The 26,316-nt window shown below is 70.0% G+C and carries 12 protein-coding genes; 9 read left to right on the forward strand and 3 right to left on the reverse strand.

All coding sequences use genetic code 11. The features are described 5' to 3' along the window. Position 1 precedes the first annotated feature (1 nt). The 9 genes from NLX83_RS36030 to NLX83_RS36070 all read left to right on the forward strand — a co-directional run bounded on the left by NLX83_RS36030 (position 2) and on the right by NLX83_RS36070 (position 22,106). Entirely contained in the window at positions 2-6,286 is a 6,285-nt protein-coding gene (locus NLX83_RS36030; protein WP_254239742.1) for a type I polyketide synthase, read from the forward strand. A gap of 208 nt (positions 6,287-6,494) precedes the next feature. After that, positions 6,495-14,750 (forward strand): type I polyketide synthase, encoded by an 8,256-nt coding sequence (locus NLX83_RS36035; protein WP_254239743.1) that lies wholly within the window; start codon positions 6,495-6,497, stop codon positions 14,748-14,750. Then, positions 14,747-17,452, forward strand: coding sequence for a type I polyketide synthase (locus tag NLX83_RS36040; RefSeq protein ID WP_254239744.1), 2,706 nt, complete (start codon positions 14,747-14,749; stop codon positions 17,450-17,452). The genes NLX83_RS36035 and NLX83_RS36040 overlap by 4 nt, the downstream gene beginning before the upstream one ends. Positions 17,453-17,515: 63 nt before the next feature. Beyond that, entirely contained in the window at positions 17,516-18,355 is an 840-nt protein-coding gene (locus NLX83_RS36045) for a 3-hydroxyacyl-CoA dehydrogenase family protein (protein ID WP_254239745.1), read from the forward strand. A 59-nt stretch (positions 18,356-18,414) separates the two neighbouring features. Then, entirely contained in the window at positions 18,415-18,660 is a 246-nt protein-coding gene (locus NLX83_RS36050) for an acyl carrier protein (protein WP_254239746.1), read from the forward strand. Between the two features lie 2 nt (positions 18,661-18,662). After that, positions 18,663-19,781, forward strand: a complete 1,119-nt coding sequence (locus NLX83_RS36055) for an acyl-CoA dehydrogenase family protein (protein ID WP_254239747.1) — start codon at positions 18,663-18,665, stop codon at positions 19,779-19,781. Beyond that, positions 19,778-20,818, forward strand: a complete 1,041-nt coding sequence (locus tag NLX83_RS36060; RefSeq protein WP_254239748.1) for an HAD-IIIC family phosphatase — start codon at positions 19,778-19,780, stop codon at positions 20,816-20,818. The genes NLX83_RS36055 and NLX83_RS36060 overlap by 4 nt, the downstream gene beginning before the upstream one ends. Positions 20,819-20,827: 9 nt before the next feature. After that, entirely contained in the window at positions 20,828-21,601 is a 774-nt protein-coding gene (locus NLX83_RS36065; protein ID WP_254239749.1) for a thioesterase II family protein, read from the forward strand. Positions 21,602-21,605: 4 nt separating this feature from the next. Further along, a complete protein-coding gene (locus tag NLX83_RS36070) occupies positions 21,606-22,106 on the forward strand; it encodes a 4'-phosphopantetheinyl transferase family protein (RefSeq protein ID WP_254239750.1) in 501 nt (166 codons plus the stop codon). On the opposite strand, the gene NLX83_RS36075 is transcribed toward NLX83_RS36070, so the two are convergent. From NLX83_RS36075 to NLX83_RS36085, 3 genes are all read right to left on the reverse strand, one after another. Then, positions 22,107-22,406: a DUF6355 family natural product biosynthesis protein gene (locus NLX83_RS36075; RefSeq protein WP_254239751.1), complete on the reverse strand. Its 300-nt coding sequence runs from the start codon at positions 22,404-22,406 to the stop codon at positions 22,107-22,109. A 236-nt stretch (positions 22,407-22,642) separates the two neighbouring features. Then, on the reverse strand, positions 22,643-25,378 hold the full coding sequence (locus NLX83_RS36080; protein WP_254239752.1) for a BTAD domain-containing putative transcriptional regulator: 2,736 nt from the start codon (positions 25,376-25,378) through the stop codon (positions 22,643-22,645). Positions 25,379-25,631: 253 nt separating this feature from the next. Beyond that, positions 25,632-26,057: a nitroreductase family deazaflavin-dependent oxidoreductase gene (locus NLX83_RS36085; RefSeq protein ID WP_254239753.1), complete on the reverse strand. Its 426-nt coding sequence runs from the start codon at positions 26,055-26,057 to the stop codon at positions 25,632-25,634. Positions 26,058-26,316: the final 259 nt, after the last annotated feature.

Raw genomic sequence — 26,316 nt, forward strand, 5'->3', positions numbered from 1 at the left:
AGTGAACGCAGACGAGAAGAGCCTTGAGTACTTCAAGCGGATGACCGCCGAGCTCCGTGACACCCGGAAGCGGTTGCGGGAAGCGCAGGCGAAGGACACCGAGCCGATCGCGATCGTCGGGATGGCGTGCCGTTACCCGGGCGGGGTCGGCACGCCGGAGGAGCTGTGGGATCTCGTCGCCGGGGGAGTCGACGGCATGACGCCGTTCCCCACGGATCGGGGCTGGGACAACGAAGCGCTGTACCACCCGGACCCGGACCACCCCGGCACCACGTACGTGAAGGAGGGCGGTTTCCTGCACGACGCCGCCCTGTTCGACCCCGAGTTCTTCGGGATCAGCCCGCGCGAGGCGGTCTCCATGGACCCGCAGCAGCGCTTGCTGTTGCAGGTCTCGTGGGAGGCCATCGAGCGCGCGGGAATCGATCCGACCACGTTGAAGGGCAGCGACACCGGCGTCTACGCGGGTGTCATGTACCTGGACTACCTCACCAGTCTCACTTCGGTTCCCAAGGACGCTGAGGGCTTCCTGGCGACGGGCGTGTCCGGGAGTGTCCTTTCTGGACGAATCGCCTACACGCTCGGGCTTGAGGGTCCGGCGGTCTCCCTCGACACGGCGTGCTCGTCGGCGTTGGTGGCCGTGCACCTCGGTGTCCAGGCCCTGCGCAACAAGCAGACCTCGCTCGTCCTCGCGGGCGGCGTCGCGGTGATGGCCGGACCGCAGGCGTTCATCGAGTTCTCCCGGCAGCGCGGACTCGCGGGCAACGGCCGCATCAAGGCGTTCGCGGACGGCGCGGACGGCACGATGTGGGCCGAGGGCGCGGGAATGGTGTTGCTGGAGCGGCTTTCCGACGCCGAGCGCAACGGTCACAAGGTCCTCGCGGTCATCAGAGGTTCCGCCGTCAACCAGGACGGCGCGTCCAACGGGCTCACCGCCCCGAACGGCCCCTCGCAGCAGCGGGTGATCCGCGCGGCGCTGGCCAACGCGCGGGTCCCGGCCGGTGAGGTCGACGTCGTCGAAGCACACGGAACCGGCACCGCCCTTGGTGATCCCATTGAGGCGCAAGCACTTCTGGCCACCTACGGGCAGGACCGGGAAGAGCCGTTGTGGCTCGGCTCGGTGAAGTCCAACATCGGGCACACCCAGTCCTCCGCAGGCGTCGCCTCCATCATCAAGATGGTCAAGGCCCTGGAACACAGGGTGCTGCCGAAGAGCCTGCACATCGACAAGCCCTCCACGCAGGTCGACTGGTCGGCCGGAGCCGTCTCACTGCTCACCGAGAACCAGCCGTGGCCGACGACGCCGGACCGCCCGCGCCGCGCCGGTATCTCCGCCTTCGGTATCTCCGGCACCAACGTGCACCTCATCCTGGAGCAGGCCCCCGAGGTCGAGGAGGAGGTGCCGGACGTCACCGCCGAGCTGCCAGTCGTGCCGTGGGTTCTCTCCGCGGTCACCAGTGGGGCGTTGCGCGGCCAGGCCGAGCGCCTTCTGTCCTATGTGGACTCCGGTGTCAGCGAGCTGGACATCGCCTACTCGCTCGTCACCACGCGTACCCAGCACGAGCGCCGTGCCGCGGTGATCGACGGCGACAAGCTCGCCGGGCTGCGCGCGTTGGCGGACGGCCTGCCCGCGTCGAACCTAGTGTCCGACGAGGTGATCACGGGCAAGACGGCGTTCCTGTTCACCGGCGGCGGTGGGCAGTACCTCGGCATGGGCCGCGAACTGCACGCCACGTTCCCGGTGTTCGCCGAGAAGTTCGACGAGGTGCTCGCGGAGTTCGACAAGCACATGGACTCGCCGCGCGAGGTGATCTTCGGCGAGTCGGAGCTGATCAACCGGATCGACTTCATGACCGTGTCGATGTTCGCCATCGAGGTCGCGCTGTTCCGGCTGCTGGAGTCCTGGGGCGTGCACCCCGCCTACGTCGCGGGCCACTCCCTCGGCGAGTTCGCCGCCGCGCACGTTTCCGGCGTGTGGTCGCTGGAGGACGCCGTGCGCGTGGTCGCCGAGCGCGGACGCCTGATGAACTCGTTGCCGGAGAACGGCGCCATGATCGCCCTCCAGGCCACCGAGGACGAGGTGCTGGAGGTCCTCAAGGGTGACCAGGTCAGCATCGCGGCGATCAACGGCCCGACCTCGCTGGCCATCTCCGGCGAGGCGGTGCAGGCCGAGGCGGTCGCCGACGTTCTCCGCGAGCGGGGCCGCAAGGTCAAGCGGCTGCCGATCAGCCAGGCGTCGCACTCCGCGATGATGGACGGCATCCTTGAGAAGTTCCGCGAGATGACCGAATCGCTGACCTACAACGAGCCGCGCATCCCGATCGTCTCCACGCTCACCGGAACGCCGGTCACCGGGGCGGAGCTGTGCGACCCGGACTACTGGGTCCGGCACATCCGCAGGCCCGTGCGTTTCCTCGACGCCGTCCGGAGCCTTGAGGCCCAGGGCGTCACCCGCTTCGTGGAGCCCGGTCCGAACGCCGTGCTCACCACCGCCGCCGCGGACTGCGTCGAGGGCGAAGCGGTGTTCATCCCGATGCTGCGCAAGGATCGCCCGGAGCCGGTCGGCGTGGTGTCCGCCCTCGCACGCATCCACGGCACCGGGCACACGCCGGACTGGGCGGCCTTCTACGAGGGCACCGGCGCGAAGCGCGTCGACCTGCCGACCTATGCCTTTGACTGCAAGCCCTTTTGGCTGGAGGGCGACGGCGAGGTCGCCGACGTCGAGCGCGCCGGACTGGAGCCCGCCGGGCACCCGTTGCTCGGCGCCGCGCTGTCCCTGGCCGAAGGTGACGGGCTGGTCTTCACTGGCCGGATTTCCCTTGCCACGCAACCGTGGCTGACCGACCACGCTGTCGGCGACACCGTCCTGGTGCCCGGCGCGGGAATGGTCGAGCTGGCCATCCGCGCCGGTGACGAGGTCGGCTGCGGCACGCTCGACGAGCTGACCCAGATCGCCCCGATCGTGCTGCCCGGCACGGGATCGGTCACCGTCCAGGTCGTCGTCGGCGCACCCGCCGAGGACGTGCGACCGGTGTCGATCTACTCGCGCCACACTTCGACGGAGCCGTGGACCCTCAACGCCCAGGGCGCCCTCAGGGAAAGCCAGTCCACTGTGGACACCGGTCTCGCGCAGTGGCCGCCCGCCGGTGCGCAGGCCATCGCGCTGGACGGCCTCTATGCCGAGCTGGCGGAGACCGGGTTCAACTACGGTCCGGCTTTCCAGGGGCTCAAGGCGGCATGGCGGCTCGGTGAGGAGATCTTCACCGAGCTGGAGCTGCCCGACGCCGCGCGCACCAAGCAGGGCGAGTTCGGCATCCACCCCGCGCTGTTGGATGCCACCCTGCATGGAATGTTCTTGCAAGACAACGCGGATGGTGAGGTCAAGCTGCCGTTCGCGTGGCGCGGTGTGACGCTGCACGCCACCGGCGCGAAACTGCTCCGCGTCCGGATCACCCCGAGCGGCGACGAGTCGGCCACCCTGATCGCGGCGGACTCCAGCGGCGCACCCGTGATCACCGTTGACTCCCTTGCGGTTCGGGCGATGCCCGTCGACCAGCTCAACACCTCCGCGCGCGCCGAGTCGATGTTCAAGCTCAACTGGTCGCCGGTTCCGGCCGCGGATTCGGTTGCGTGGAGCCAGTACGGCGAAGCCGAGTCCGGCCCGGTGGTGCTCACCGTGGAGCCGAACACGGACGGCGTGGTCGAAGCGACGCACCGCGAGGTCGCGCGAGTTCTGGATATCGTGCAGAAGTGGCTCGAAGCCGACCACGACGCCACTTTGGTCGTGCGGACCAAGGGTGCGATGGTGCCCGACACCGGGCACGACGTGACCGACCTGCCCGGCTCGGCGGTGTGGGGCCTCCTGCGGTCGGCCCAGTCGGAGAACCCGGATCGGTTCGTGCTCGTGGACTGCGAGGACGACGAACTGCTCGGCGCCGCGATCGGCATCGGAGAGCCGCAGGTCGTGGTGCGCGACGGCGAGTTCTTCGCCGCCCGCCTGGTCACCATGGCCAACGGTGGAGTGCTCGCGCCGCCTGCGGGCGAAACCGCCTGGCGGGTCGGCGTGAAGGTGCGCGGCTCGCTGAACGACCTGGAGCTGCTGCCCGCGCCGGACGTGCTGGAACCCTTGCAACCCAACCAGATCCGCTTGGACGTCCGGGCGACGGGCATGAACTTCCGGGACGCGCTGAACGTGCTCGGCATGCTCGGCGAACACACCGGCCGCCCCGGCTACGAGGCCGCCGGCGTGGTCACCGAGGTGGGCTCCGCCGTGACTGACCTCGCCGTGGGTGAACGCGTGATGGGCCTGCTGGACGGCGGTTACGGCCCGGTGGCGGTGCTGAGCCGCCCCCTGGTGACCCGCATCCCGGACGGCTGGACCTTCGAGGAGGCCGCCTCCATCCCCGTCGTCTACCTGACCGCCTACTACGGCCTCAAGGACCTGGGCCAGCTGAAGGCGGGCGAGAAGATCCTCATCCACGCCGCCGCCGGTGGTGTGGGCATGGCGGCGACGCAGATCGCCAAGCACTTCGGCGCGGAGATCTTCGGCACCGCGAGCACGGGCAAGCAGTACGTGTTGCGGGACAGCGGGATCGAGCACATCGCCTCGTCGCGGACCCTGGACTTCGAGCAGGAGTTCCTCGCCGCGACGAACGGCGAAGGTGTCGACGTCGTGCTCAACGCGCTCTCCGGTGACTTCGTCGACGCGTCGATGCGGCTGCTGCTGCCCAGGGGCGGCCGGTTCGTGGAGATGGGCAAGACCGACATCCGCGAGCAGGACACCATCCCGGAAGGCGTTCAGTACCAGGCGTTCGACGTCTACGAGGCGGGCGAGCCGCGCATCGCGGAGATGTGGAACGAGCTGATCGAGCTGTTCGAGTCGGGGGCGCTGTACCCGCTGCCGATCAAGACCTGGGACGTGCGCGACGCACCGAAGGCGTTCCGTTTCATCAGTCAGGCCAAGCACATCGGCAAGATCGTGCTGACCGCCCCGCGGGCACTGCGCCCCGAGGGCACGGTCCTGATCACCGGTGGCACTGGTGACCTCGGCGCCAGGCTGGCGAAGCACCTCGTCACCGACCACGGCGTGAAGAACCTCCTGCTCACCAGCCGTCGAGGTCCCGCAGCGCCGGGCGCCGACGAATTGAAGGCAGAGCTGGAAGATCTCGGCGCCGCTGTACGGATCGTGGCGTGCGACGCGGCCGACCTCGCCGCACTAAAGGAGCTGTTGGACGGCGTCGACCTGACCGGTGTGGTGCACACGGCCGGTGTGCTCGACGACGGTCTGATCGGTGGGATGACGCCGGAGCGGCTGCGCAAGGTGTTGCTGCCCAAGGTCGACGCGGCGTGGAACCTGCACGAGCTGACCCATGACCAGGACCTGGCGATGTTCGTGCTGTTCTCCTCGGCGGCCGGGGTGATGGGCGCGTCGGGGCAGAGCAACTACGCCGCGGCGAACACCTTCCTCAACGGCCTGGCCGAGCACCGCAGGGCCAACGGCCTGGTGGCGCAGTCGCAAGCGTGGGGCCTGTGGGAGGACGGCCTCGCCGACGGTGCGGAACGCATGAGCCGCAGCGGATTCGGCGCGATCACCGGTGAGGAGGGCATGGCGCTGTTCGACTCCGCGCACACCCTCGGCGCCGCTGTCGCGGTCCCGGTCAAGATCGACCTGCCGTTCCTCCAGGCCGCCGCGCGCTCCGGACCGGTCCCGCCGCTGCTGCGCGAGCTGGTCAGGTCCTCGGCCCGCCGGGTGGCGCAGGCCGACGCCGCGGGTCAGGCCGACGCGCTGCGCAAGCGACTGGCCGGACTGTCCGAAGTGGAGCGCGAGCGGCACCTGCTGGACCTGGTCCGGACGCAGGTGGCGATGGTCCTCGGCCACTCCTCGGTGGAGACCATCGGCGCGAGCCGCGGCTTCGTCGAACTGGGCTTCGACTCCCTCACCGGCGTCGAGCTGCGCAACTCCCTCGGCGCCGCCACGGGCCTGAAGCTCCCGACCACGATGATCTTCGACTACCCCGCGCCGGACGCGCTGGCGAAGTACCTGCTGGCGGAGGTGGTGCCGGACTCGGCGGTGGCGGGCGTGCCGCTGACCGACGAGATCTCGCGGCTGGAGAACCTGATCTCGGCGGCCGACCCGGAGGCGGCGGAGCGCGCGGACATCGACGCCCGCCTGCGCAAGCTGTTGGCGACGTGGAACGCCAAGGGCGAGCGCAGGGACACCGACGACGACGTCCAGTCGGCCTCGGCCGAGGACATCTTCGCGCTGATCGACAACGAGTTCGGCGCGTGAGTCCCGGCGAGGCCCCCGCTGGCTGCCCAGCGGGGGCCTCGCCATGTCCACAGTGGACTGACGGGGCCGTTGACCTGCGAGAACGGAGCGGGTCTGACGGTTCTAGGTGATTGTGCACTAACAGATCGCCCGCCGATGTGGTCGTCTTGAGCAGGGGAATCCATGCGCGTGCGCCCCGAACCCAGGCTTCAAGGGAGTTGCGGCATACATGGCGACAGAAGAGCAGTACCTCGAGTACCTGAAGCGGTTGACCACCGACCTCCGGGAGACCAAGAGGCGGCTGCACGAGGTCCAGGAGCGGGACTTCGAGCCGATCGCGATCGTCGGCATGAGCTGCCGTTTCCCCGGAGAGGTCCGGTCCCCTGAGGACCTGTGGCGGCTGGTCGCCGACGGTACCGACGCCGTCACCGGGTTCCCCGTCGACCGGGACTGGGGCACCGAGGTGTACAACCCCGACCCCGAGGTGCCGCACACCTCCTACAGCCGCGAGGGCGGGTTCCTGCACGACGCCGCCGACTTCGACCCCGAGTTCTTCGGCATGTCGCCGCGCGAGGCCCTGGCGGCCGACCCGCAGCAGCGGCTGCTGCTGGAGGTGTCGTGGGAGGCGATCGAGCGCGCGGGCATCGACCCGGCCTCGCTGAAGGGCAGTTCCACCGGCGTCTTCGCGGGCGTGATCTACAACGACTACGCGTCGCGGTTGCCGGTGCCACCACCGGAGTTCGAGGGCTACCTCGGCACGGGAAGCCTGGGCAGCGTGGCATCCGGACGCGTGGCCTACACCTTCGGGCTCGAAGGACCCGCGGTGTCCATCGACACGGCGTGCTCCTCGTCCTTGGTGGCGGTGCACTTGGCGGCCAACGCGTTGCGCTCCGGGGAGTGCTCGCTCGCACTGGCCGGGGGCGTCACGCTGATGGCCACGCCCAGCCCGTTCATCGAGTTCTCCCGGCAGCGCGGGTTGTCGCCGAGCGGGCGCTGCAAGGCGTTCTCCGACACCGCGGACGGCACGGGTTGGGGTGAAGGCGTTGGCATGCTGTTGCTGGAGAAGCTCTCCGACGCGCAGCGCAACGGGCACAAGGTCCTCGCGGTCGTCCGTGGTTCGGCGACCAACCAGGACGGCGCCTCCAGTGGTCTCACCGCGCCCAACGGCCCGGCGCAGCAGCGGGTCGTCCGCGCCGCGCTGAGCAACGCGCGCCTGGCCCCCGGCGACATCGACGCGGTGGAGGCGCACGGAACCGGTACGCCGTTGGGTGATCCGATCGAAGCGCAGGCGCTCATCGCCACTTACGGCAAGGGCCGACCGGCGGAGACACCGCTGTGGCTCGGCTCGCTGAAGTCCAACATCGGCCACACCCAGGCCGCCGCCGGTGTCGCGGGCATCATCAAGATGGTCGAGGCGATCCGCAACGGCGTCCTGCCGAAGACCTTGCACGTCACCGAGCCGTCGTCCCAGGTGGACTGGAGCGCCGGTGCCGTTTCCCTGCTGACCGAGGCCCGTCCCTGGCCCGAGGTCGACCGGCCGCGCCGCGCCGCGATCTCCTCGTTCGGTGTCTCCGGCACCAATGCGCACCTGATCCTCGAGCAGGCGCCTGCGGTCGATGAGCCGGAGCCCGAGGTCGTCAGCTCGCTGCCGATCGTTCCGCTGGTGCTGTCCAGCCGCTCCGCCCGCGCGCTGAAGGCGCAGGCCCAGCAGCTGAAGTCCTTTGTGGACAGCAACGACCGGTTGTCCGATGTGGACATTGCTTTCTCGTTGGCCACGACCAGGGCCGCTTTGGAGCACCGGGCCGCGGTGGTAGCCGCCGGGCGGGACGAACTGCTGGCTGGGCTGACGGCGCTGGCCGAGGGCACGCCCACCACCGATGTGGTGCAGGACCAGATGCGCGACGGCAAGACGGCTTTCCTGTTCACCGGCCAGGGATCGCAGCGCCTCGGCATGGGGCGCGGGCTGTCTGAGGTTTTTCCCGTCTTCGCCGCGGCCTATGACGAGGTGCGCGCGCTCCTGCCCGCTCCGGTGGCGACGCAGGAGGAGCTGAACCAGACCGGCAATGCTCAGCCCGCGCTGTTCGCCCTGGAAGTCGCGCTGTACCGGCTCGTCGAGTCTTGGGGCATCAAGCCGGACCTCGTCGCGGGCCACTCCATCGGCGAGATCGCCGCCGCCCACGTCGCGGGCGTGTTCTCGCTCGAAGACGCGGCGCGCCTGGTCTCCGAGCGCGGGCGCCTGATGCAGGCTTTGCCCACCGGTGGAGCCATGATCGCGATCCAGGCCACCGAAGCCGAAGTGCTGCCACACCTCACCGACCGCGTCGGCATCGCGGCGATCAACAGCCCCACCTCCCTGGTGATCTCCGGTGACGAGGCGCAGGCCGAGGCGATCGCGGCGCAGTTCAAGGACCGCAAGACCAAGCGGCTCGCCGTCTCGCACGCCTTCCACTCCGTGCTGATGGACGGGATGCTGGAGGAGTTCCGCGAGGTCGCGGAGTCGATCACCTACTCTGAGCCGTCGATCGAGATGGTGGCCAACGGCGACATCACCACCGCCGACTACTGGGTCAACCACGTCCGCGACGCCGTCCGCTTCGCCGATGGCATCAAGACCTTGGAGTCCAACGGCGTCAGCACGTACATCGAGATCGGCCCGGACGGTGTGCTCAGCGCGATGGGCGCGGAGTCCGTCGACGGGACCTTCATCTCCGTGCTGCGCAAGGACCGCGACGAGGCCCACACCGCGACCCTCGCCGCCGCGCACGCGCACGCTCGGGGTATTCGCGTCGACTGGCCCGAGGTCTTCGCCGGAACCGGGGCGAAGCGCATCGACCTGCCCACCTATGCCTTCCAGCGCAAGCGGTTCTGGCTCGCCCCGGTAGCGGAGGAAGCTCCTGCGGCGAGCCCGGAGGAGAAGCGGTTCTGGGACGCCGTGGACTCCGGCGACCTGGAGACCCTGGCCGCGGAACTCGCGATCGCCGACGCCAACGGGCAGGCCACGCTCGGCGAGATCCTGCCGACCCTGGCGAACTGGCGCCGCTCCCGGCAGCAGCTGTCCGTTGTGGACGGTTGGCGTTACCGGGTGACGTGGAAGCCGGTCAGCGGGAACGGCTCCTCCGTCGCCGGGCGCTGGCTGCTGGTCGTTCCCGCCACCCAGCGCGACCACCCGTGGGTCGCTGGCGCCACCGAAGCGCTGACCGCCGCCGGAGCAACCGTCGAGCCGGTCACGGTGGACCAGGTCAGCGGCACCGCGCGGGGCGTGCTCTCCTTGCTGGGACTGGACGAATCGACCGCGATCCAGGCCACGATCGACCTGCTGAAGAAGGACATCGACGCGCCGATCTGGGCCGTCACCCAGGGCGCGGTCGCCGCGAGCGGGAACGACACCGTGACCGCGCCGCTCCAGTCGCAGTTGTGGGGCTTCGGCCGGGTCGCCGCGATCGAGCAGCCGCTGCGCTGGGGAGGTCTCATCGACGTGCCCGCCGAGGTCGGCGAGCGCGCGAAGCAACTCCTCACCGCTGCTCTTGGTGGTGTGTCCAATGAGGACCAACTGGCGGTGCGGCCGTCCGGCCTGGTGGCGCGGCGGTTCACCGAGGCGGGCGCGGCCATCCCCAAGCGGGCGTGGCGTCCAGGCGGCACCGTCCTGATCACCGGTGGTACTGGCGGTATCGGTGGCAAGGTCGCGCTTCACTTGGCGCGCAACGGCGCCAAGCACCTCGTTCTGATCTCGCGCAGTGGTGAGGCCGCTGACGGTGTCACCGATCTCGTCACCGAGCTGACCGAGCTGGGCGCCCGCGTCACCGTTCGCGCCTGCGACGTCGCGGACTTCGACGCCCTCAAGGCGCTGTTCGACGAACTGGGCGAGACCCCGACCTCGATCATCCACGGCGCGGGTGTGCTGCGGCTGGAGCAGATCGAGACGATGACCGCCGAGGGCTTCGCCGAGGTGGCGCGGTCCAAAGTGGACGGAACGCTCAACCTGCACCGGCTCACCGAGGGCACCGACCTCGACGCGTTCGTGATGTTCTCCTCCATCGGCGGTGTGCTCGGCAACGGCGGCCAGGCCGCTTATGGCGCCGCGAACACCTTCCTGGACGCCTTCGCCGAGTACCGCCGGGCGCAGGGGCTCACCGCGACCGCCGTGTCCTGGGGTCGTTGGGGCGAGGTCGGCATGAGCGTCGGCGAGGAGATCGACGCATTCCTCACCGAACTCGGTGTCCCGGCCATGGCGCCGGAGCTGGCCGTCGCGGCTTTGCAGCAGGCGATGGACAGCGACGAGACCGCCGTCACCGTCACCGACATCGACTGGCGCGCCTTCGCGCTGACCTTCACCGCGATGCGACCGGCCCCGCTGATCGGCGATCTGCCCGCGGTGCTGGCGATCGCCGAGGAGGAGGCCGCCCGCGCCCGCGAGACCGCCGAGGCCGGGGTGTGGCGCGAGCGCCTCGCCGGGCTCACCGAGGCCGACCGCGACCGCGTCCTGCTGGAGCTGGTGCGCACCTTCGCCGCCCAGGTGCTCGGGCACGGCGGCATCGACGACATCCTGCCGGACGAGCCGTTCACCAAGCTGGGCTTCGACTCCCTGACCGCCGTCGAGCTGCGCGGGCGGCTCAACGCCGAGACCGGCCTGGTGCTGCCGCCGACGCTGGTCTTCGACCACCCGACCCCCGCCGCACTCGCCGCGCACCTCCTCGCCTCGCTTTCCGGAGTGGAAAGCGAGGTCGTCCCGGTCGTCGCCACGCAGGTGGCCAGCGACGAGCCGATCGCGATCACCGGCCTGGCGTGCCGGTTCGCCGGTGGCAGCAACACCCCCGAGCAGTACTGGGACATGCTCGCCGAAGGCAATGACGTCATCCGGGAGGTGCCCGAAGAGCGTTGGGACGCCTCGAAGTTCTACGACCCCGACCGCACCGCGCCCGGCAAGGCGTACACGCAGGCCGGTGGGTTCATCGACGACATCGCGGGCTGGGACGCGCCCTTCTTCGGCCTGTCCGCGCAGGAGGCGCACCGCCTCGACCCGCAGTTCCGGCTGCTGATGGAGCTGGTCTGGGAGGCCATCGAGGACGCCGGGATCACCGCCGAGGAGCTGCGCGGCAGCCGCACCGGCGTCTTCGCCGGGCTGATCGACTCGCTCCAGTACACCTACCGGCAGCTGGAGGTCGACGGCGAGGCGTGCTCCGACGACCCGTACTTCAGCCTCGGCAGCTCGCTGAGCGCGGCGGCGGGCCGCATCGCCTACCACCTCGACCTGCGCGGCCCGTGCCTCACCGTGGACACCGCGTGCTCGTCCTCGCTGGTCGCGATGCACCTGGCGGTGCAGAGCCTCCAGCGCGGCGAGTGCGATATCGCGATCGTCGGTGCCACCTCGGGAATCCTCTCCCCGGAGACCTTCGTCCAGGCGTGCAAGATGAGCATGCTCGCGGTGGACGGGAAGACCAAGACCTTCGACGCCTCCGCGGACGGCTACGTGGTCGGTGAGGGCGGCGGCGCGGTCATCCTCCGCAGGGCCTCCTCGGTCCGCGCCGGGGACCGCCCGCGCGCGCTGATCAAGGCGACCGCGACCAACCAGGACGGCCAGAGCAACGGGCTGACCGCGCCGAACCGCGCGGCTCAGCTCGCGGTGATCAAGGCGGCGCACGCGGCCGCGGGGGTCACACCGGACCACATCTCCTTTGTGGAGGCGCACGGTTCCGGCACTCCGCTGGGCGACTCGATCGAGTTCAGCGTGCTCCGCGAGATCTTCGAGCAGCGCGCCGCCGAGCAGCCGCTCTACGTCGGCGCGGTGAAGTCCAACGTCGGCCACACCCTCGCCGCGGCGGGCATGGCCGGGCTGATCAAGACCGTGCTGGCGTTGCAGCACAACGAGATGCCCGGCAACCTGAACCTGGTCCAGCCGAACGACGTTGTCACCATCGACGGTACGGTGCGCCCCGTTCAGGGCCTGACCCCGTTCGCGGGAGAAGGTCCGGTGCTCGCGGGTGTCAGCTCGTTCGGCTGGTCCGGCACCAACGCGCACTTCATCCTGGAGCAGGTTCCAGCTGACGAAGTGAAGCCCGTGTCGGAGAAGGTGCCTCAGCTGATCACGGTGTCCGCCAAGAGCACCGGAGCTTTCCGCGAAGCCGTCACCGCGCTGGCCGACCACCTGGAAGCCAACCCCGCGCTCGACCTCGCCGACGTCGCCTACACCACGCAGGCCCGCCGCACGAGTCACCCGCTGCGCGGATTCGTTGTGGCGCAGGACATCGCTGACGCGGTCGCCAAGCTCCGCGCGGGCCTCACGCCGGTGGACGCGCCGACCACGAAGACCCACGCGGGCGGAGACGTCTCCCCGCAACTCGCGGAGCGACTGCGGGCGTGGGGAGTCGAACTGGTCGAGAACCCGGACGTGGTCGTCGACGAGGGCTACGATTTCCTTGTCCTGCTGGGCAAACTGTGGCAGCACGGGGTCAAGGTGGACTTCGCCGCCGGGCACGCGCCGGAGCGCACTCCGGTCAGCCTGCCCGGTTACCGGTTCCAACGGATTCGCTATTGGCCGGACTACCACACGAAGCCGGAGCCGAAGGTCGTCGCCGAGCCGAAGACCGAGGCCAAGCCGGGAATGTTCTCGCACACGCCGATCTGGCGGCGGCAGGACGCCAAGAGTGCGCTCGCCGACGCCGCGCCCACCACGGTGGTCGTGTTCGCTGATCGCACCCACGTCGGTGATCACATCGTCGACCTCGCCAAGGCTGCGGGGCACGAGGTGCGGCTCGCCGAGCCGGGTGAGGACTACCGGGAGGTCCTGGGCGGCATCGCCGATCGCGCGGACACGCCGCTGCGGATCATCCATGCCTTCGGTGTCCACAAGGGACTTCCGGAGCCGGAAACCGCCATGGAGAACGGTTTCTACAGCCTCATGGAGCTGGTGCAGGCCGTGGGTTCCGTGCTGCCCAACCGCGTCGTCAACCTGGTGGTGGCGGGCGTGGACACCTTCGACGTGATCGGCGAGGACGCGGCGAACCCGCTGTCCGCCATGGTGTTCGGCGCGGTGGGGGCGATCGACCACGAGTACCCGCTGGTGTACCCGCGCTACGTGGACGTGGAGTCCACCACTGAGCCCGCGACCATCGCCGCGGAGCTGCTGCGCGAGTCCGACCTGCTCGGCCCGGAGATCGTCGCGCAGGGCGGCGAGGCGGGCACCGCGTGGGCTCCGGTGTCGTGGCGGCGGGGACGGCGGTGGCTGCGGGACTTCGAGGTCGCCCCACTGTCCGAAGTGGACGATGCGGTCGCGTGGCGACAGGGCGGCACCTACCTGATCACGGGCGGCACCGGCGGTCTCGGCCTGATGCTGGCCCGCAGGCTGGCCGGGCTCGGCACCAAGCTGGCCCTGGTCGGCCGGTCGAAGCTGCCGGAGCGCGAGCAGTGGAACGCCTGGATCGACGCGCACGGGCCGGACGACAAGACCAGCAGGACCTTGCTGGAGCTGAAGGACCTGGTGGCCCTGGGCGCCGAGGTGCTGCCGATCAGCGCGGACATCTCCGATCCCGCGCAGGTCAAGGCAATGCTGCGGACCGCGCGCGAGCACTTCGGCGAACTGCACGGGGTCGTGCACGCCGCCGGTGTCGCTGGCAAGGGCCTGTTGCAGACCAAGAGCCGTGAGCAGGCAGCGGAAGTGTTGGCGCCCAAGGTGAACGGCACCCTGGCCCTCGCCGAAGAGCTGCGGGCCGATCCGGTCGAGCTGCTGGTGCTCTACTCCTCCGCGGTGACCGTGATCGGCGCAGTCGGTGAGTACGACTACGCCGCGGCCAACGCGTTCCTGGACGCCTTCGCCGCCGCCGAGTCGGTCACCGGTAGCACAGCCAAGCACGTCGTGTCTGTCGCGTGGGGCGCATGGTTGTACGACAACTGGTCAAACGACGCGCTTTCCGGCTCTCCGGAGCTCCAGAAGGCCGTGCGCGACTACCGTGCCAAGTACGGCATCCGCGACTCCGACGGGGTCGACGAGCTGACCAGGATCGTGGCATCCGGCGCCCCCCAGGTGCTGGTGCTCACCCGGCCCCTGCCGGAAGCGGTCCGCACGTTCGCCGAGGTGAACTCGATGGACGCGGTCGCCGACGGCGTCGGCGTGGTGCCCGCCGCCGAGCGGTACCCGAGGCCGGACCTGCGCGTGGCCTACCTGGCCCCGCGCGACGAGGTGGAGAACCGGATCGCCGTGGTGTGGCAGGAATGCCTCGGTCTGGAACAGGTCGGCGTGCACGACCCGTTCTTCGAGCTCGGGGGGACCTCGCTGGTCGGGCTGGTGGTCATCGCCAGGCTGGGCAAGGAGTTCTCGGTCGAGCTGGCCGCGGCGAGCCTGTTCGAGAAGCCGACCGTCGCCCAGTTCGCGGAGCTGCTCCGGGAACAGGCGGCACCGGGAGCGGAGAGCCCGGCGAAGGTGCTGAAGGGCAGCGCGCAGCGCGGGGAGCGCCGTCGCACGGCGCGCGGCAGGAGGAGCGGAAAGCGATGACGGACACGGAGTACCAAGAAGACGAGGGCTTCTCCGGCGACATCGCCGTTGTCGGTCTCGCCGGGCGGTTCCCCGGCGCGGACGACGCCGCGGGGTTCTGGGAGAACCTGGTGGCCGGGCGCTCCGGCATCGTCCGGCACGGCCGGGACGAGCTGCTGGCCGCCGGGGTGCCCGCCGAGCACGCCGACGACCCGAACTACATCCCGGTCTCGGCCGGGGTGTCCGGAATGGACCAGTTCGACGCGGGTTTCTTCGGGGTGGACCCCGAGGAAGCGGCGTTGATGGACCCGCAGCACCGGGTGTTCCTGGAGACCGTCTGGCACGCGTTGGAGGACGCGGCGGTCGATCCGTCCACTGTGGACGGCACGGTCGCCGTGTACGCGGGCTGCGGGCCGTCGACGTACCTGATGATGAACCTGGTGACGCACGACGACCTGTTCGTCAAGGTCGGCCCCGAGCACCTGATCCTGTTGAACGACAAGGACACCCTGGCCGGGCGGGTGTCGTACTCGCTGGACCTCACGGGCCCGGCGGTGACCGTCCAGGCGCACAGCGCGACCTCGCTCGTCGCTGTCTGCACCGCCTGCACGAGCCTGGCGGCGGGGGAGACCGACGTCGCCGTCGCGGGCGGGGTCTCGTTGCTGGTGCAGCCGCCCGGCTACTGGTACTCCGAGGCGAACCGGCTCAGCCCGGACGGCGTGGTCCGCCCCTTCGACGCCGAGGCCAACGGCAAGATCACCGGCGACGGCGTGGGCGCGGTCGTGTTGCGCCGCCTGGAAGACGCGCTGGAGGACGGCGACCGGATCTACGCGGTCATCCGGGGCTGGGCGGTCAACAACGACGGCTCCGACAAGGCCGGGTTCACCGCGCCGAGCGTCCAGGGCCAGGCCGCGGTGATGGCCGAAGCCCTTGGCGCGGCCGGGATCGAGCCGGACGAGGTGGACTTCGTCGAGACCAACGCCTCCGGCACGGTGTTCGGCGACGCGGCCGAGATCGCGGCCATCCAGCAGGTCTTCGCCGAGTCGAGCCGGCTCAAGATCGGTTCGGCCAAGGCGGGCATCGGCCACCTCAACCAGGCCGCGGGCATCGCGTCGCTGCTCAAGACCGCGCTCGCGCTGCACCACGAGCAGTTGCCGGGCACCCTGAACTTCAGCTCTCCCAACCAACAGCTGGCGCGCACCGGGGACCGCATCCAGGTCCCCGTCGAGCCGTCCGCGTGGGAGCGCGGCGACCGCCCCCGCATAGCGGGCGTGAACTCCTTCGGGTTCGGTGGCACCAACGCGCACGTCGTGCTGGAGGAGGCGCCCGAGCCGGAGGACGAGCCGAACCCGCGCAAGCACTCCCTCCTCGTCTGGTCCGGCACCTCAGCCGAAGCCGCCGACGCACTGACCGAGCGGATCGCCGCGAGCACCGAGCCCGTCGAAGACCTCGCCTACACCCTGCAAATCGGTCGACGTGCGTTCGACCACCGCAGGATGGCCGTAGTTGAGTCCATTAAGGACATCGCGTCGGATGGCCGAATCCTGGCCGACCGCAACGTGATCGAGGGTCGCGAGGTCGGTTTCCTGATCGCCGGAGTCGGCGAGCAGTACAAGGGCATGGTCGGCGACCTCTACCGCGACGAGCCCGTGTTCCGCGACGCGATCGACGAATGCGCGGCGATCTTCCGCGAACACCTCGGCACCGATCCGATCGCCGACATGATCGCCACCAGGGGAGCCGCGAGCAACGATCTGGCGCGACTCCTGGGCCGGGCCGAAGAGACCGATGAGAGTTCCGCCGCGACCGATGTGGTGCAGCCCGCGGTGTTCGCCGTGGAGTACGCGCTCGGGAAACTGTTGCTGGACTGGGGAATCACACCCAGTGTGCTCGCGGGCTACAGCGTCGGTGAGTTCGTCGCCGCGGCCCTCGCGGAGAGCCTGACCCTGGCCGAGGCCGCGGGCCTGGTCGCCGTGCGCGCCAAGCTGATCGCCGCGCTGCCGCAGGGCGCGATGGCCGCCGTCCCGCTGTCCGTCGACGACCTCACCGCGAAGATCGGCGCGCTGGACGGTGTCGACGTCGCCTCGGTCAACGGCCCGGCGATGATCGTGCTCTCCGGCCCGGCCGACAAGCTCGCCGCGGTCACCGAGAAGCTGGCCGAGCACGCCGTCCCCGCCCGCTACCTGCGCACCACGCACGCGTTCCACTCGCGGGCGCTGCGGCCGATCGCGGCCGAGCTGACCGCGTGGGCACGGCAGAACCTGAGCCCGCAGGCGCCGAAGATCCCGTACCTGTCCAACGTGACCGGCGCGCCGATCACCGAACGCCAGCTCAAGGACCCCGGGTACTGGGCGGAGCACATGTGCCGCACGGTCCAGTTCGCCGACATGATCGCCCACCTCTCCGACGGGCACCCCGACGCGGCGCTGGTGGAGGTCGGCGCGGGCCAGTCGCTCGGCGCGATGTTCCGCGGGCACCCCGACGTCCCGTCGCAGCGGTGGTCGCTGCTGCTGCCGACGCTGCCGGGGGAGTCCGACCCGAGCGCGAGCGGGGCCGTGCTGACCGAGGCGCTGGGCAAGCTCTGGCTGACCGGCGCCACCGTGGACTGGGCGGCGTACCACCGCGGCCGGGGCGCGCGCAAGACCTCCGCGCCCGTGCACGAGTTCGAGCGCAGGCGTCACTGGATTGACCCAGAACGAAAAGACCCCTCGGAAAAGGTGTAGTGCCCTTGCCACGCAAGGGAAGAAGACAGTGAGCTTGGGGCAAGGGGAACGAGGAGAGAACCGATGAGTCTTGTTGGAGTGGTCGGCGCGGGCGTGATGGGCTCCGGCGTCGCGCAGACCTTCGCCCAGGCCGGGCACGAGATCGTGCTGATCGACAACGATCCCGAGGCGCTGGCCAAGGCGGTCAACGCCATCGAGCTCAACGCGCGGATGAGCCGGATGATGGGCGGTCCCGCCGTGGACCACGAGGCGGTGCTCGCCCGCATCACCACCGGTACCGACCTGGGCCTGCTGGCCGAGGCGCACATCGTGATCGAGAACGTCACGGAGAACTGGGAGATCAAGAAGGCGGTGTGGGCGGAGCTGGAGGCCACCTGCAAGGCCGAGACGATCTTCGTGGCCAACACCTCGGCCATCCCGATCACCAAGCTCGCCTCGCTGACCAAGCGCCCCGCCCAGGTCGCCGGCGTGCACTTCATGAACCCCGTGCCGATGAAGCCCGCCGCCGAGCTGATCAAGGGCTACCACACCACGCCCGAGACCATCGAGACCGTGCGCGACCTGCTGACCTCGGCGGGCAAGCGCGGTATCGACGTCAACGACGCCAGCGGCTTCGTGTCCAACCGGGTGCTGATGCTGACCGTGAACGAGGCCGCGTACCTGGTCTACGAGGGCGTGGCCAGCGCGGAGACCGTCGACGACGTGTTCCGCAGCTGCTTCGGCCACCCCATGGGCCCGCTGGAGACGGCCGACCTGATCGGCGTCGACACGATCCTCTACAGCGTCGAGGTCCTCCACGAGCACTTCGCCGACAGCAAGTACCGCCCGTGCCCGCTGCTCAAGCAGATGACCGACGCGGGCCTGCACGGCCGCAAGTCCGGCAAGGGCTTCTACACCTACTGACACACCGAACTGACCCGTCCCAGCCGACCGATGAGTGCCATCCCCGGAGGAGCCACGCCATGTCCGACACCGCCCGCGCCGAGCTGCGCCAGTTCATCGTCGGCAAGTTCCCGCAGATCGAGCTGGCCGACGACCAGGACATCTTCGCCCTCGGCTTCGTCAACTCGCTGTTCGCGATGGAGCTGGTGATGTTCATCGAGAAGACCTTCTCGATCCGCATCCCCAACGACGAGCTCAAGCTCGACAACTTCCGCAGCGTCGACGCGATGAGCGAGCTGATCGCGCGTCAGTCGGTGACGGCCTAGCCATGAGCCCGACGCCCGAGCTGACCAGGGAGTTCGTCGACGCCGATGTGGCGCCCAACGCCGACGAGTTCGACCGCGCCGAGCGGCTGCCCGAGTCGCTGCTCAAGCAGGTCGGCTCGCTCGGTCTGTGGGCGCCGTTCCTGCCGGAGGCGGTCGGCGGCTCCGGCACCGACTACGTCACCGTCGGCCGCATCCACACCGAGATCGGCCGCGGCTGCTCCGGCCTGCGCAGCATGCTCACCGTGCACGGCATGGTGTCCTGGTCGGTCAACCGCTGGGGCACCGACGAGCAGAAGGACCGCTGGCTGCCCGAGCTGGCCTCGGGCGCCACGTTCGGCGTGTTCTGCCTGTCCGAACCGGACAGCAGCGGCAGCGACTCCAAGGCAGAGGGCACGCTCGCCGAGCCGGACGGCGACGGCTGGGTGCTCAACGGCCGCAAGAAGTGGATCACCGGCGGCCAGGTCGCCGACCTGATGATGGTCTTCGCCAGGACCGGCCCGGGGATGAGCACGTTCCTGGTGCCGCGCACCGCGCCCGGCGTCGAGGTGACGCCGGTGCTCGGGATGATGGGCACCGCGGCCAGCATGATCGCCGAGATCACCTTCACCGACGTCAAGCTCGGCGCGGACGCCCTGCTCGGCCCGCGCGGCTGGGCGGCGGGCACGGTGATGACCGGCGCGCTGGACATCGGCCGCTACAGCGTGGCCTGCGGCTCGCTGGGCATCGTGCAGGCGGCGCTGGAGGCGAGCGCCCGCTACACCGCCGAGCGGTCGGCGGGCGGAATGCTGCTGCGCGACCAGCCGCAGCTGCGCGCCAAGATCAGCGACATGGTGACCAGCCGGGACGCGGCGCGGCTGCTGTGCGAGCGGGCGGGACGGCTCAAGGACGCCGACGACCCCGAGACGATCATGGCCACCTGGATCGCCAAGTACCACGCGTCCACCGCGGCCACGAAGGCCGCCAGCGACGCGGTGCAGATCCACGGCGCCAACGGGTGCAGCCCCGACTACCCCGTCGCCAGGCTGTACCGCGACTCCAAGATCATGGAAATCATCGAGGGCAGCACCGAGCTGCAACAGCTGACCATCGCCGATGTGGCCTACCGAGAGGTATCGCTGTGAAACCGAAGCTCGGGCGCATCAAGTGCGTCGTGTGGGACCTCGACAACACGGTCTGGGACGGAATCCTGCTGGAGGACGGCGACGTCAAGCTCCGCGACGAGGTGGCCGAGGAGATCCGCCGCCTCGACGAGCTGGGCGTCCTGCACTCGGTGGCCAGCCGCAACGACCACCAGGCCGCCATGGCCAAGCTGCGCGAGTTCGGGTTGGCCGACTACTTCCTCTACCCGCAGATCAACTGGAACGCGAAGTCCGGCTCCCTCGAGCAGATCGCCAAGGCGATCAACATCGGCCTCGACGCCATCGCCTTCGTCGACGACCAGCCCTTCGAGCGCGAGGAGGTCGCCCACGTCCTGCCCGCGGTGCTGACCGTGGACGCGCTCGGCGACCTGCCCGCGATCCTGGCCGGGGACGAGTTCCGGCCGAAGTTCGTCACCGACGAGTCCCGCATCCGCCGCGAGATGTACCAGGCGGCGGCCAAGCGCGACGTGATCGAGCAGGAGTACAGCGGCACCAGCGAGGAGTTCCTGGCGACGCTGGACATGAAGTTCACCATCTCGCGCGCGCAGGAGGCCGACCTCCAGCGCGCCGAGGAGCTGACCGTCCGCACCAACCAGCTCAACTCCACCGGGCGCACCTACTCCTACGAGGAGCTGGACGCGCTGCGCACCTCGCCCGACCACCTGCTGCTGGTCGCCTCGCTGACCGACCGCTACGGCAGCTACGGCAAGATCGGCCTCGCCCTGGTCGAGCGCGGTCAGCCCGCGTGGCACCTGCGGATGATGCTGATGTCCTGCCGGGTCATGTCCCGCGGCGTCGGCACCGTGCTGCTGAACCACATCATGGGCCTGGCCAAGGCCGACGGCGCCAAGCTGCGCGCGGAGTTCGTCGAGACGGGCCGCAACCGGATGATGTACGTGACCTACGCCTTCGCCGGGTTCACCGAGGTGGAGCGGGACGGCTCACATCTGGTCTTTGAATCCGACCTGGCCACGATCCAGCCCCCGCCTGCTTATCTTGTGGTCGAGACCGAAGACTAGGGAGTGGGCATGACACGACCGAACGCGCCGCGGTGGCTGCCGCTGGGCAATGGAAGTCCGGCAGCTTCAATGCTCGACCCCGCGAGCGGGTCTTCGGCAAGGGTGTACTGCTTCCCGCACGCCGGTGCCAGCGCCGCCGTCTACGCGCCGTGGCGCGGCCTCGCGGGGGACCGGCTGGCGATCTGCCCAGTGCAGCCGCCGGGCCGGGCCGAGCGCTTCCGTGAGAAGCCGTTCACCACGGTGGACAGCCTGGTCGACGAGCTGGTCGCGGACATCGGCGACCAGTTCACCGGGAACTACGCGTTCTTCGGGCACTCCATGGGCGCGCTGGTGGCCTTCGAGGTGACCCGCAAGCTGCGCGCGATCGGCGCCCAGCTGCCGAAGCACCTGTTCGTCTCCGGTCGCGCCGCCCCGCAGCTGCCCGACACCCGCAAGCAGCTGCGCGCCCTGCCGCAGCCGGAGCTGATCGCGGAGCTGAAGCGGCTCGGCGGCATGCCGGACGCGGTGCTCAACGAGCCGGAGCTGCTGGAGCTGTTCATCCCGCTGTTCCGCGCCGACCTCACCGTGAACGAGGCGTACACCCATCGCTCCGAGGAGCCGCTGCCGATCCCGCTGACCACCCTCGGCGGTCACGGCGACCCGCGCGCCGACGACGACGAGCTCAAGGCGTGGGGCGAGCTCACCGCGGACCGGTTCGCGCTGCACACCTACCCCGGCGGCCACTTCTACCTGGAGAAGAAGGCGGGCGAGCTGATCGACATGTTCGCCGCCGAGCTGGGCTGACCCGGTGGACGTCTGGCTGGGCCCCGTGGGCGAGGCCAGGGCGATGCTGCGGTCGGTCCTCGGGACCTCGGAGATCATCCGCGAGAAGTCCGGCCGCCCCCGGGTGGAGGGCGGTCCGGACTTCAACCTGTCGCACTCCGGCGACCTGGCGGCGCTCGCGGTCTCCTGGGACCGCCGCGTCGGGGTCGACGTCGAGCAGCACCGGGAGCTGGACCACCTGGGCATGGCCGCGCGGGTGTTGCGGCCGAGCGAGCACGCGGCGATCGCGGCGTTGCCCGCAGACCGGCAGGCCGAGGCGTTCTTCCGTTATTGGACGGTCAAAGAGGCCTATGTGAAGGTGACCGGCCAGGGCCTGAGCGGACTTCCCGGGCCGGAATACGTCTCCAATTCCCTGATCGTGGACGGAGAACTCTGGTCCGTCGCCGAACTCGTTCTCCCACAAGGGTATTCGGGCGCCGTGGTGTCACCGGGACCGCCCTTCGCGGTCACCCTGCGAACGTGGTGATCAGCAGGTGCGCCCGATGTAGTGGGCGCCCTTGGTGTAGGGCCAGGCGCCGATGTGGGTGATGCCCGGGCCCACACACCTCTCGACGTCGCCGTGCGGCCACTTGTCGACCGAGATCAGCACCTTCGTGCGGTTGTCGCAGTGGTTGTAGTACGCAAGTCCCGACGGCCAGTTGTGGTAGAAGCCGCAGGTGCCGCGCGCCGACGCGGTGTCATCCGCGATGGCCGGAGCGGCCCCCGTGAGGCTCAACGCCGCGGCTGCCGCGACCACCGCGAGAGTGGCGGAAGTTCTTCTGCGCATGATTCTCCTCGTGAGTCGGATTGGTGGCGCAGAACATATTCGCCCGTTTCGCTGGCGGACAAGACTTTGTATTTCCTTAGGGTTTTCCGGGAAAGGTGAAAACTGATCCGCGATGCCGATGTGGCCTGGGATGACAGTTCCGCGCCGGGTGTCCCCGTGTACCCGTAACAGGGGACGCCTCGCGCGGAAACTCAACGATTTCCGCAGAGTGCCGAGTGTTGGTGAAAGGGGCGCGATCAGGAGGGAATGCGAATCCTGCTCCATTCCGGAACGGGTGCGGACACGATGGCCGTGACGGGCGCACGCGGGGCGCCGAGCCCGGCGGCGACGTGCCGGTGGTGCAGCTCGCGCAGGTCGTCCCCGAGCAGGTCTTCGGCGGCCACCCCGTCCAGCCACGCCGCGGCGTTGCGGTGCTTCTCCGCCCGAGCCACGCGGGGGAGCTGGGCGTAGGCGGTGTCGCGCACCAACGCCTGGCAGAACACGTAACCCTGCTCGCCGCCGATCCCGCCCACCCGGACCCGGCGCAGCACCTCGCGGCGTTCCAGCTGCTCAAGGCACTGCACGACGCCCTCGATCTCGTCGTGGCCACCGACGGCGGCGATCGCGGAGGCGGTCACCGTCTCGCCGAACACCGCGGCGTCCTGCACCACGGCCTTCTCCGCGACGGAGAGCGTGTCCAGCCGCGCGGCCACCACGCTGCGCACCTGGTTCGGCGGCAGCAGGTCGTCGCGCGAACGGCCGACGCGGATCATCCTGGCGTACTCGATCGCGAACAGCGGGTTCCCGCCGACCCGTCCGACCAGCGCCCGCCGGTGCTGCGCGGACCAGCCGCCGTGGGCGGTCCCGTCGTCCAGCATCGAGTCCAGCAGCTCGCCGACCGCGTGCTCCGACAACGGGTCCAGGGTCATCGTGGTCACGTTGCGGGCGCCGCCGTGCCAGCCCTGCCGCTGTTCCAGCAGCTCCGGCCGCGCGCTCGCGACGACCAGCAGCGGCACCGGCCCGACCCCGTCGGACAGGCCCGCGACGAACTCCAGCAGCTCGTCGTCGGCGCGGTGCAGGTCCTCGACCACGGTCACCAGCGGCTCGTCCGCGGCCAGTTCCTCCAGCAGCCTGCGCAGCGCCGCGAAGGTCTCGGCGGAGTCCACCAGGTGCCACGGCCGCGCCGGGAAACCGGTCAGCGGCAGCAGTCCGGCCACCGTCCGCGCGCCGAGGTCACCGGTGCCGAACAGCTTGTGCGCCAACCGGTTCAGCTTCGTCTCGGCCACCGTCGCGGAGTCGCCGTGCTCGATGCCCACGCACGCCCGGGTCAGCTCCGTCAGCGTGCGCGAGGTGATGTCGTCGCCGAAGTACGGCACCCGCGCGGTGATCATCCTGGCGTCGGCCGTGCCTTCGGAGAACTCGGTCAGCAGCCGGGTCTTGCCGATCCCGGCCTCGCCGAGCACGGTCAGCAGCTGCGGCCGCTGCCTGCGCCGCACCTGGGCGAGGGTGCCGCGGAGCAGCTCCAGGTCCCGCTCGCGGTCCAGGAAGGGAACGGTGGTGTGCCTGCCGATGCCGATCACCGGCTTCTCCCGGACGGCCTCCGCCTTCCACACCGCGGGCACCTCGGAGGTCGTCGAGTAGACGATCAACGGGGCGCTGGCCTGCCGCGTTGTGTCGCAGACCCACACCGGCCCGCAGCGCACCACCGTGGTCATCAGCACGCAGCTGTCCACCACCGCGCCCGCCACCATCGGCGCGGCCTCGCCCGGCCGGAACTTCGCCAGCACCTCGCCGGTGGCGATCGCGATGCGCAGGTCCGCCCCGCTCGGCGCGGCCGGGTCCTGCCCGACGAGCCGGTCCCGGATGGTCAGCGCCGTCCGCACCGCCCGCGCGGCGTCGTCCTCGTGCGTCCTCGGCACGCCGAACACCGCGAGCAGCACCGAGCCGACCGCGCCGATCACCGTGCCCCCCGCGTGCTCGACCTCGGCGCGCACGGTCACGCTGATGTCCAGGAACGTCTGGTCCACGTCCTCGGGGTCCTTGCCCGTCGGCTGCCTGGGCGCGACCGCCATGACGCTGACGAGCTTGCGCTCCGCGCACGGCTCCACGACGAGCGCGGCCGCGTTCGGCTCCGACTCCTGCCGCAGGCTGACCACCTTGGGCCTGCTCGTGGGCAGCGACACCAGCGTCCGCGGCGGCGCCGCGGGTTCGGGCAGCACCAGCGGCGTCACCGAGGCGGTCGACGGCAGCTGGAGCGCGGTGTCGTGGTCGAGGATCGCCCGCTCCAGCTCCTGGAGCTCGCGCCCCGGTTCCAGCCCGAGCCCGTCCACCAGCGCCGTCCGCGTCCGCCGGTAGACCTGCAACGCGTCGACGTGCCGCCCGCACCGGTAGAGCGCCGTCATCAGCTGTCGGCACAACCGCTCCCGGTGCGGCTCCGCCTCGAACAGCGGCTCCAGTTCGCCGAGCACATCCGGGTGCCGCCCGCGGGCCAGCTCGACGTCGAAGTAGTCCTCCATCACCGAGACCCGCATGTCGTGCAGCTTCGCCAGTTCCGGCCAGTTCACCCCGGTCTCGACCAGGTCGGCCAGCACCGGCCCGCGCCACAGCGCCAGCGCTTCCCGCAGCGCCTGCGCGGCCTGGTCGCTGCGCCCTTCCGTCAGCGCGACGCGCCCTGCCTGCGCCAGGGATTCGAACCGGGAGAGGTCGATGCGTTCCGGCTCCACCCGCAGCACGTACCCCGGCGCGTGGGTGAGCAGCAGCGGCGTGTGCGCCGCGTCGGAGTTCGACGCGAGCACCGTCCGCAGGCCCGACACCGCGTTCTGCACCATCTTGCGCGCCGTCGAGGGCACGTCGTCCGGCCACAGCGCCCGGAGCAGCCTGCTCGTCGCCACCACCTCGTTGGCGTGCAGCAGCAGGTAGCCGAGGACCGCGCGTTGCTTGGTCCCCTTGAGGGGCGCCACCACACCGCGGTCGACCACTTCGAGTGAACCCAACACACTGAATTGCATCCGCTACCCCAGTTCACGGCCCAGGTATTCCAGCTGATCCCAGAGTTGCCGGACCGGCTCCGGGCCGCAATGGAACGGGGGGAATCTTGGACTTTGTACCTGAATCTCGCTCAGTTACGTTCGGCACTTGACAGTCCCGAGGTCCTCCGATAGTCGAGCCGAATCGCGGCGGCCCTGACCTGCGGATCGTCGGTGAACGCGGGCTCGTCGTCCTCTACAAATGACTAGTAATCGTTGATTACCGCCCGATTCCCCGGCTCAGCGCGACCACCGGGATGGTTCGGGAGGCACGTCGCTGAAAATCTCCGAACGCCGCGTTGACCTCCACCTGCCGGGCGTACAAGGCGTCCCGCTCGGCTCCTTCGGTGAAGCTCACCTCCGCGTCGAACCGCTCCGCCCCGACCTCCACCACGGCTCGCCCGTTCGCCACGAGGTTGTGGTACCACGCCGGGTGCCGCGCATCGCCCCCGTTGGACGCGAAGATCACGAACCGCTCGCCGTCCGCCAGGTAGAGCACCGGCGTCGTCCGCTCCTGCCCGCTGCGCGCGCCCACCGTCGTCAGCAACAGCAACGGCGCGTCGGCGTAGGTGCCGCTCATCGCCCCGTTGTTGCCACGGAACTCGTCGATGACCTTTTCGTTGTAGCTGCGGCTGTCCGTCGTCATACCCACCACAACGCCGCCGCCGCTGATCCATTCCGCTTGCCGCTGTTCTGGTTCCGGCGCGGGGTCGGCTTGACCTGGGCCCCTTGCCTTCCAGTCCACGCCTGCACCACGCTGGAACCGTCACGCTCCAGCGTCACTTCCGGGACGTCCGTCCACTGTGGACGTCCCGGCTATAGCACCAATGGGCAGTCCACCCTGATGTTGCGCAAGGGCACCTGGTCAGGATCGATCCATTTCGGTGGGATGAAGCTCGGTATCC

This window comes from Allokutzneria sp. A3M-2-11 16, from assembly GCF_024213555.1.
Lineage (GTDB): Bacteria > Actinomycetota > Actinomycetes > Mycobacteriales > Pseudonocardiaceae > Allokutzneria.

What these genes read in the sequence shown, in the direction of transcription:
- NLX83_RS36035 (WP_254239743.1), top strand. Translation starts at nt 6,495, where the DNA reads ATGGCGACAGAAGAGCAGTACCTCGAGTACCTGAAGCGGTTGACCACC.
- NLX83_RS36040 (WP_254239744.1), top strand. Translation starts at nt 14,747, where the DNA reads ATGACGGACACGGAGTACCAAGAAGACGAGGGCTTCTCCGGCGACATC.
- NLX83_RS36045 (WP_254239745.1), top strand. Translation starts at nt 17,516, where the DNA reads ATGAGTCTTGTTGGAGTGGTCGGCGCGGGCGTGATGGGCTCCGGCGTC.
- NLX83_RS36050 (WP_254239746.1), top strand. Translation starts at nt 18,415, where the DNA reads ATGTCCGACACCGCCCGCGCCGAGCTGCGCCAGTTCATCGTCGGCAAG.
- NLX83_RS36055 (WP_254239747.1), top strand. Translation starts at nt 18,663, where the DNA reads ATGAGCCCGACGCCCGAGCTGACCAGGGAGTTCGTCGACGCCGATGTG.
- NLX83_RS36065 (WP_254239749.1), top strand. Translation starts at nt 20,828, where the DNA reads ATGACACGACCGAACGCGCCGCGGTGGCTGCCGCTGGGCAATGGAAGT.
- NLX83_RS36075 (WP_254239751.1), bottom strand. Translation starts at nt 22,406, where the DNA reads ATGCGCAGAAGAACTTCCGCCACTCTCGCGGTGGTCGCGGCAGCCGCG.
- NLX83_RS36085 (WP_254239753.1), bottom strand. Translation starts at nt 26,057, where the DNA reads ATGACGACGGACAGCCGCAGCTACAACGAAAAGGTCATCGACGAGTTC.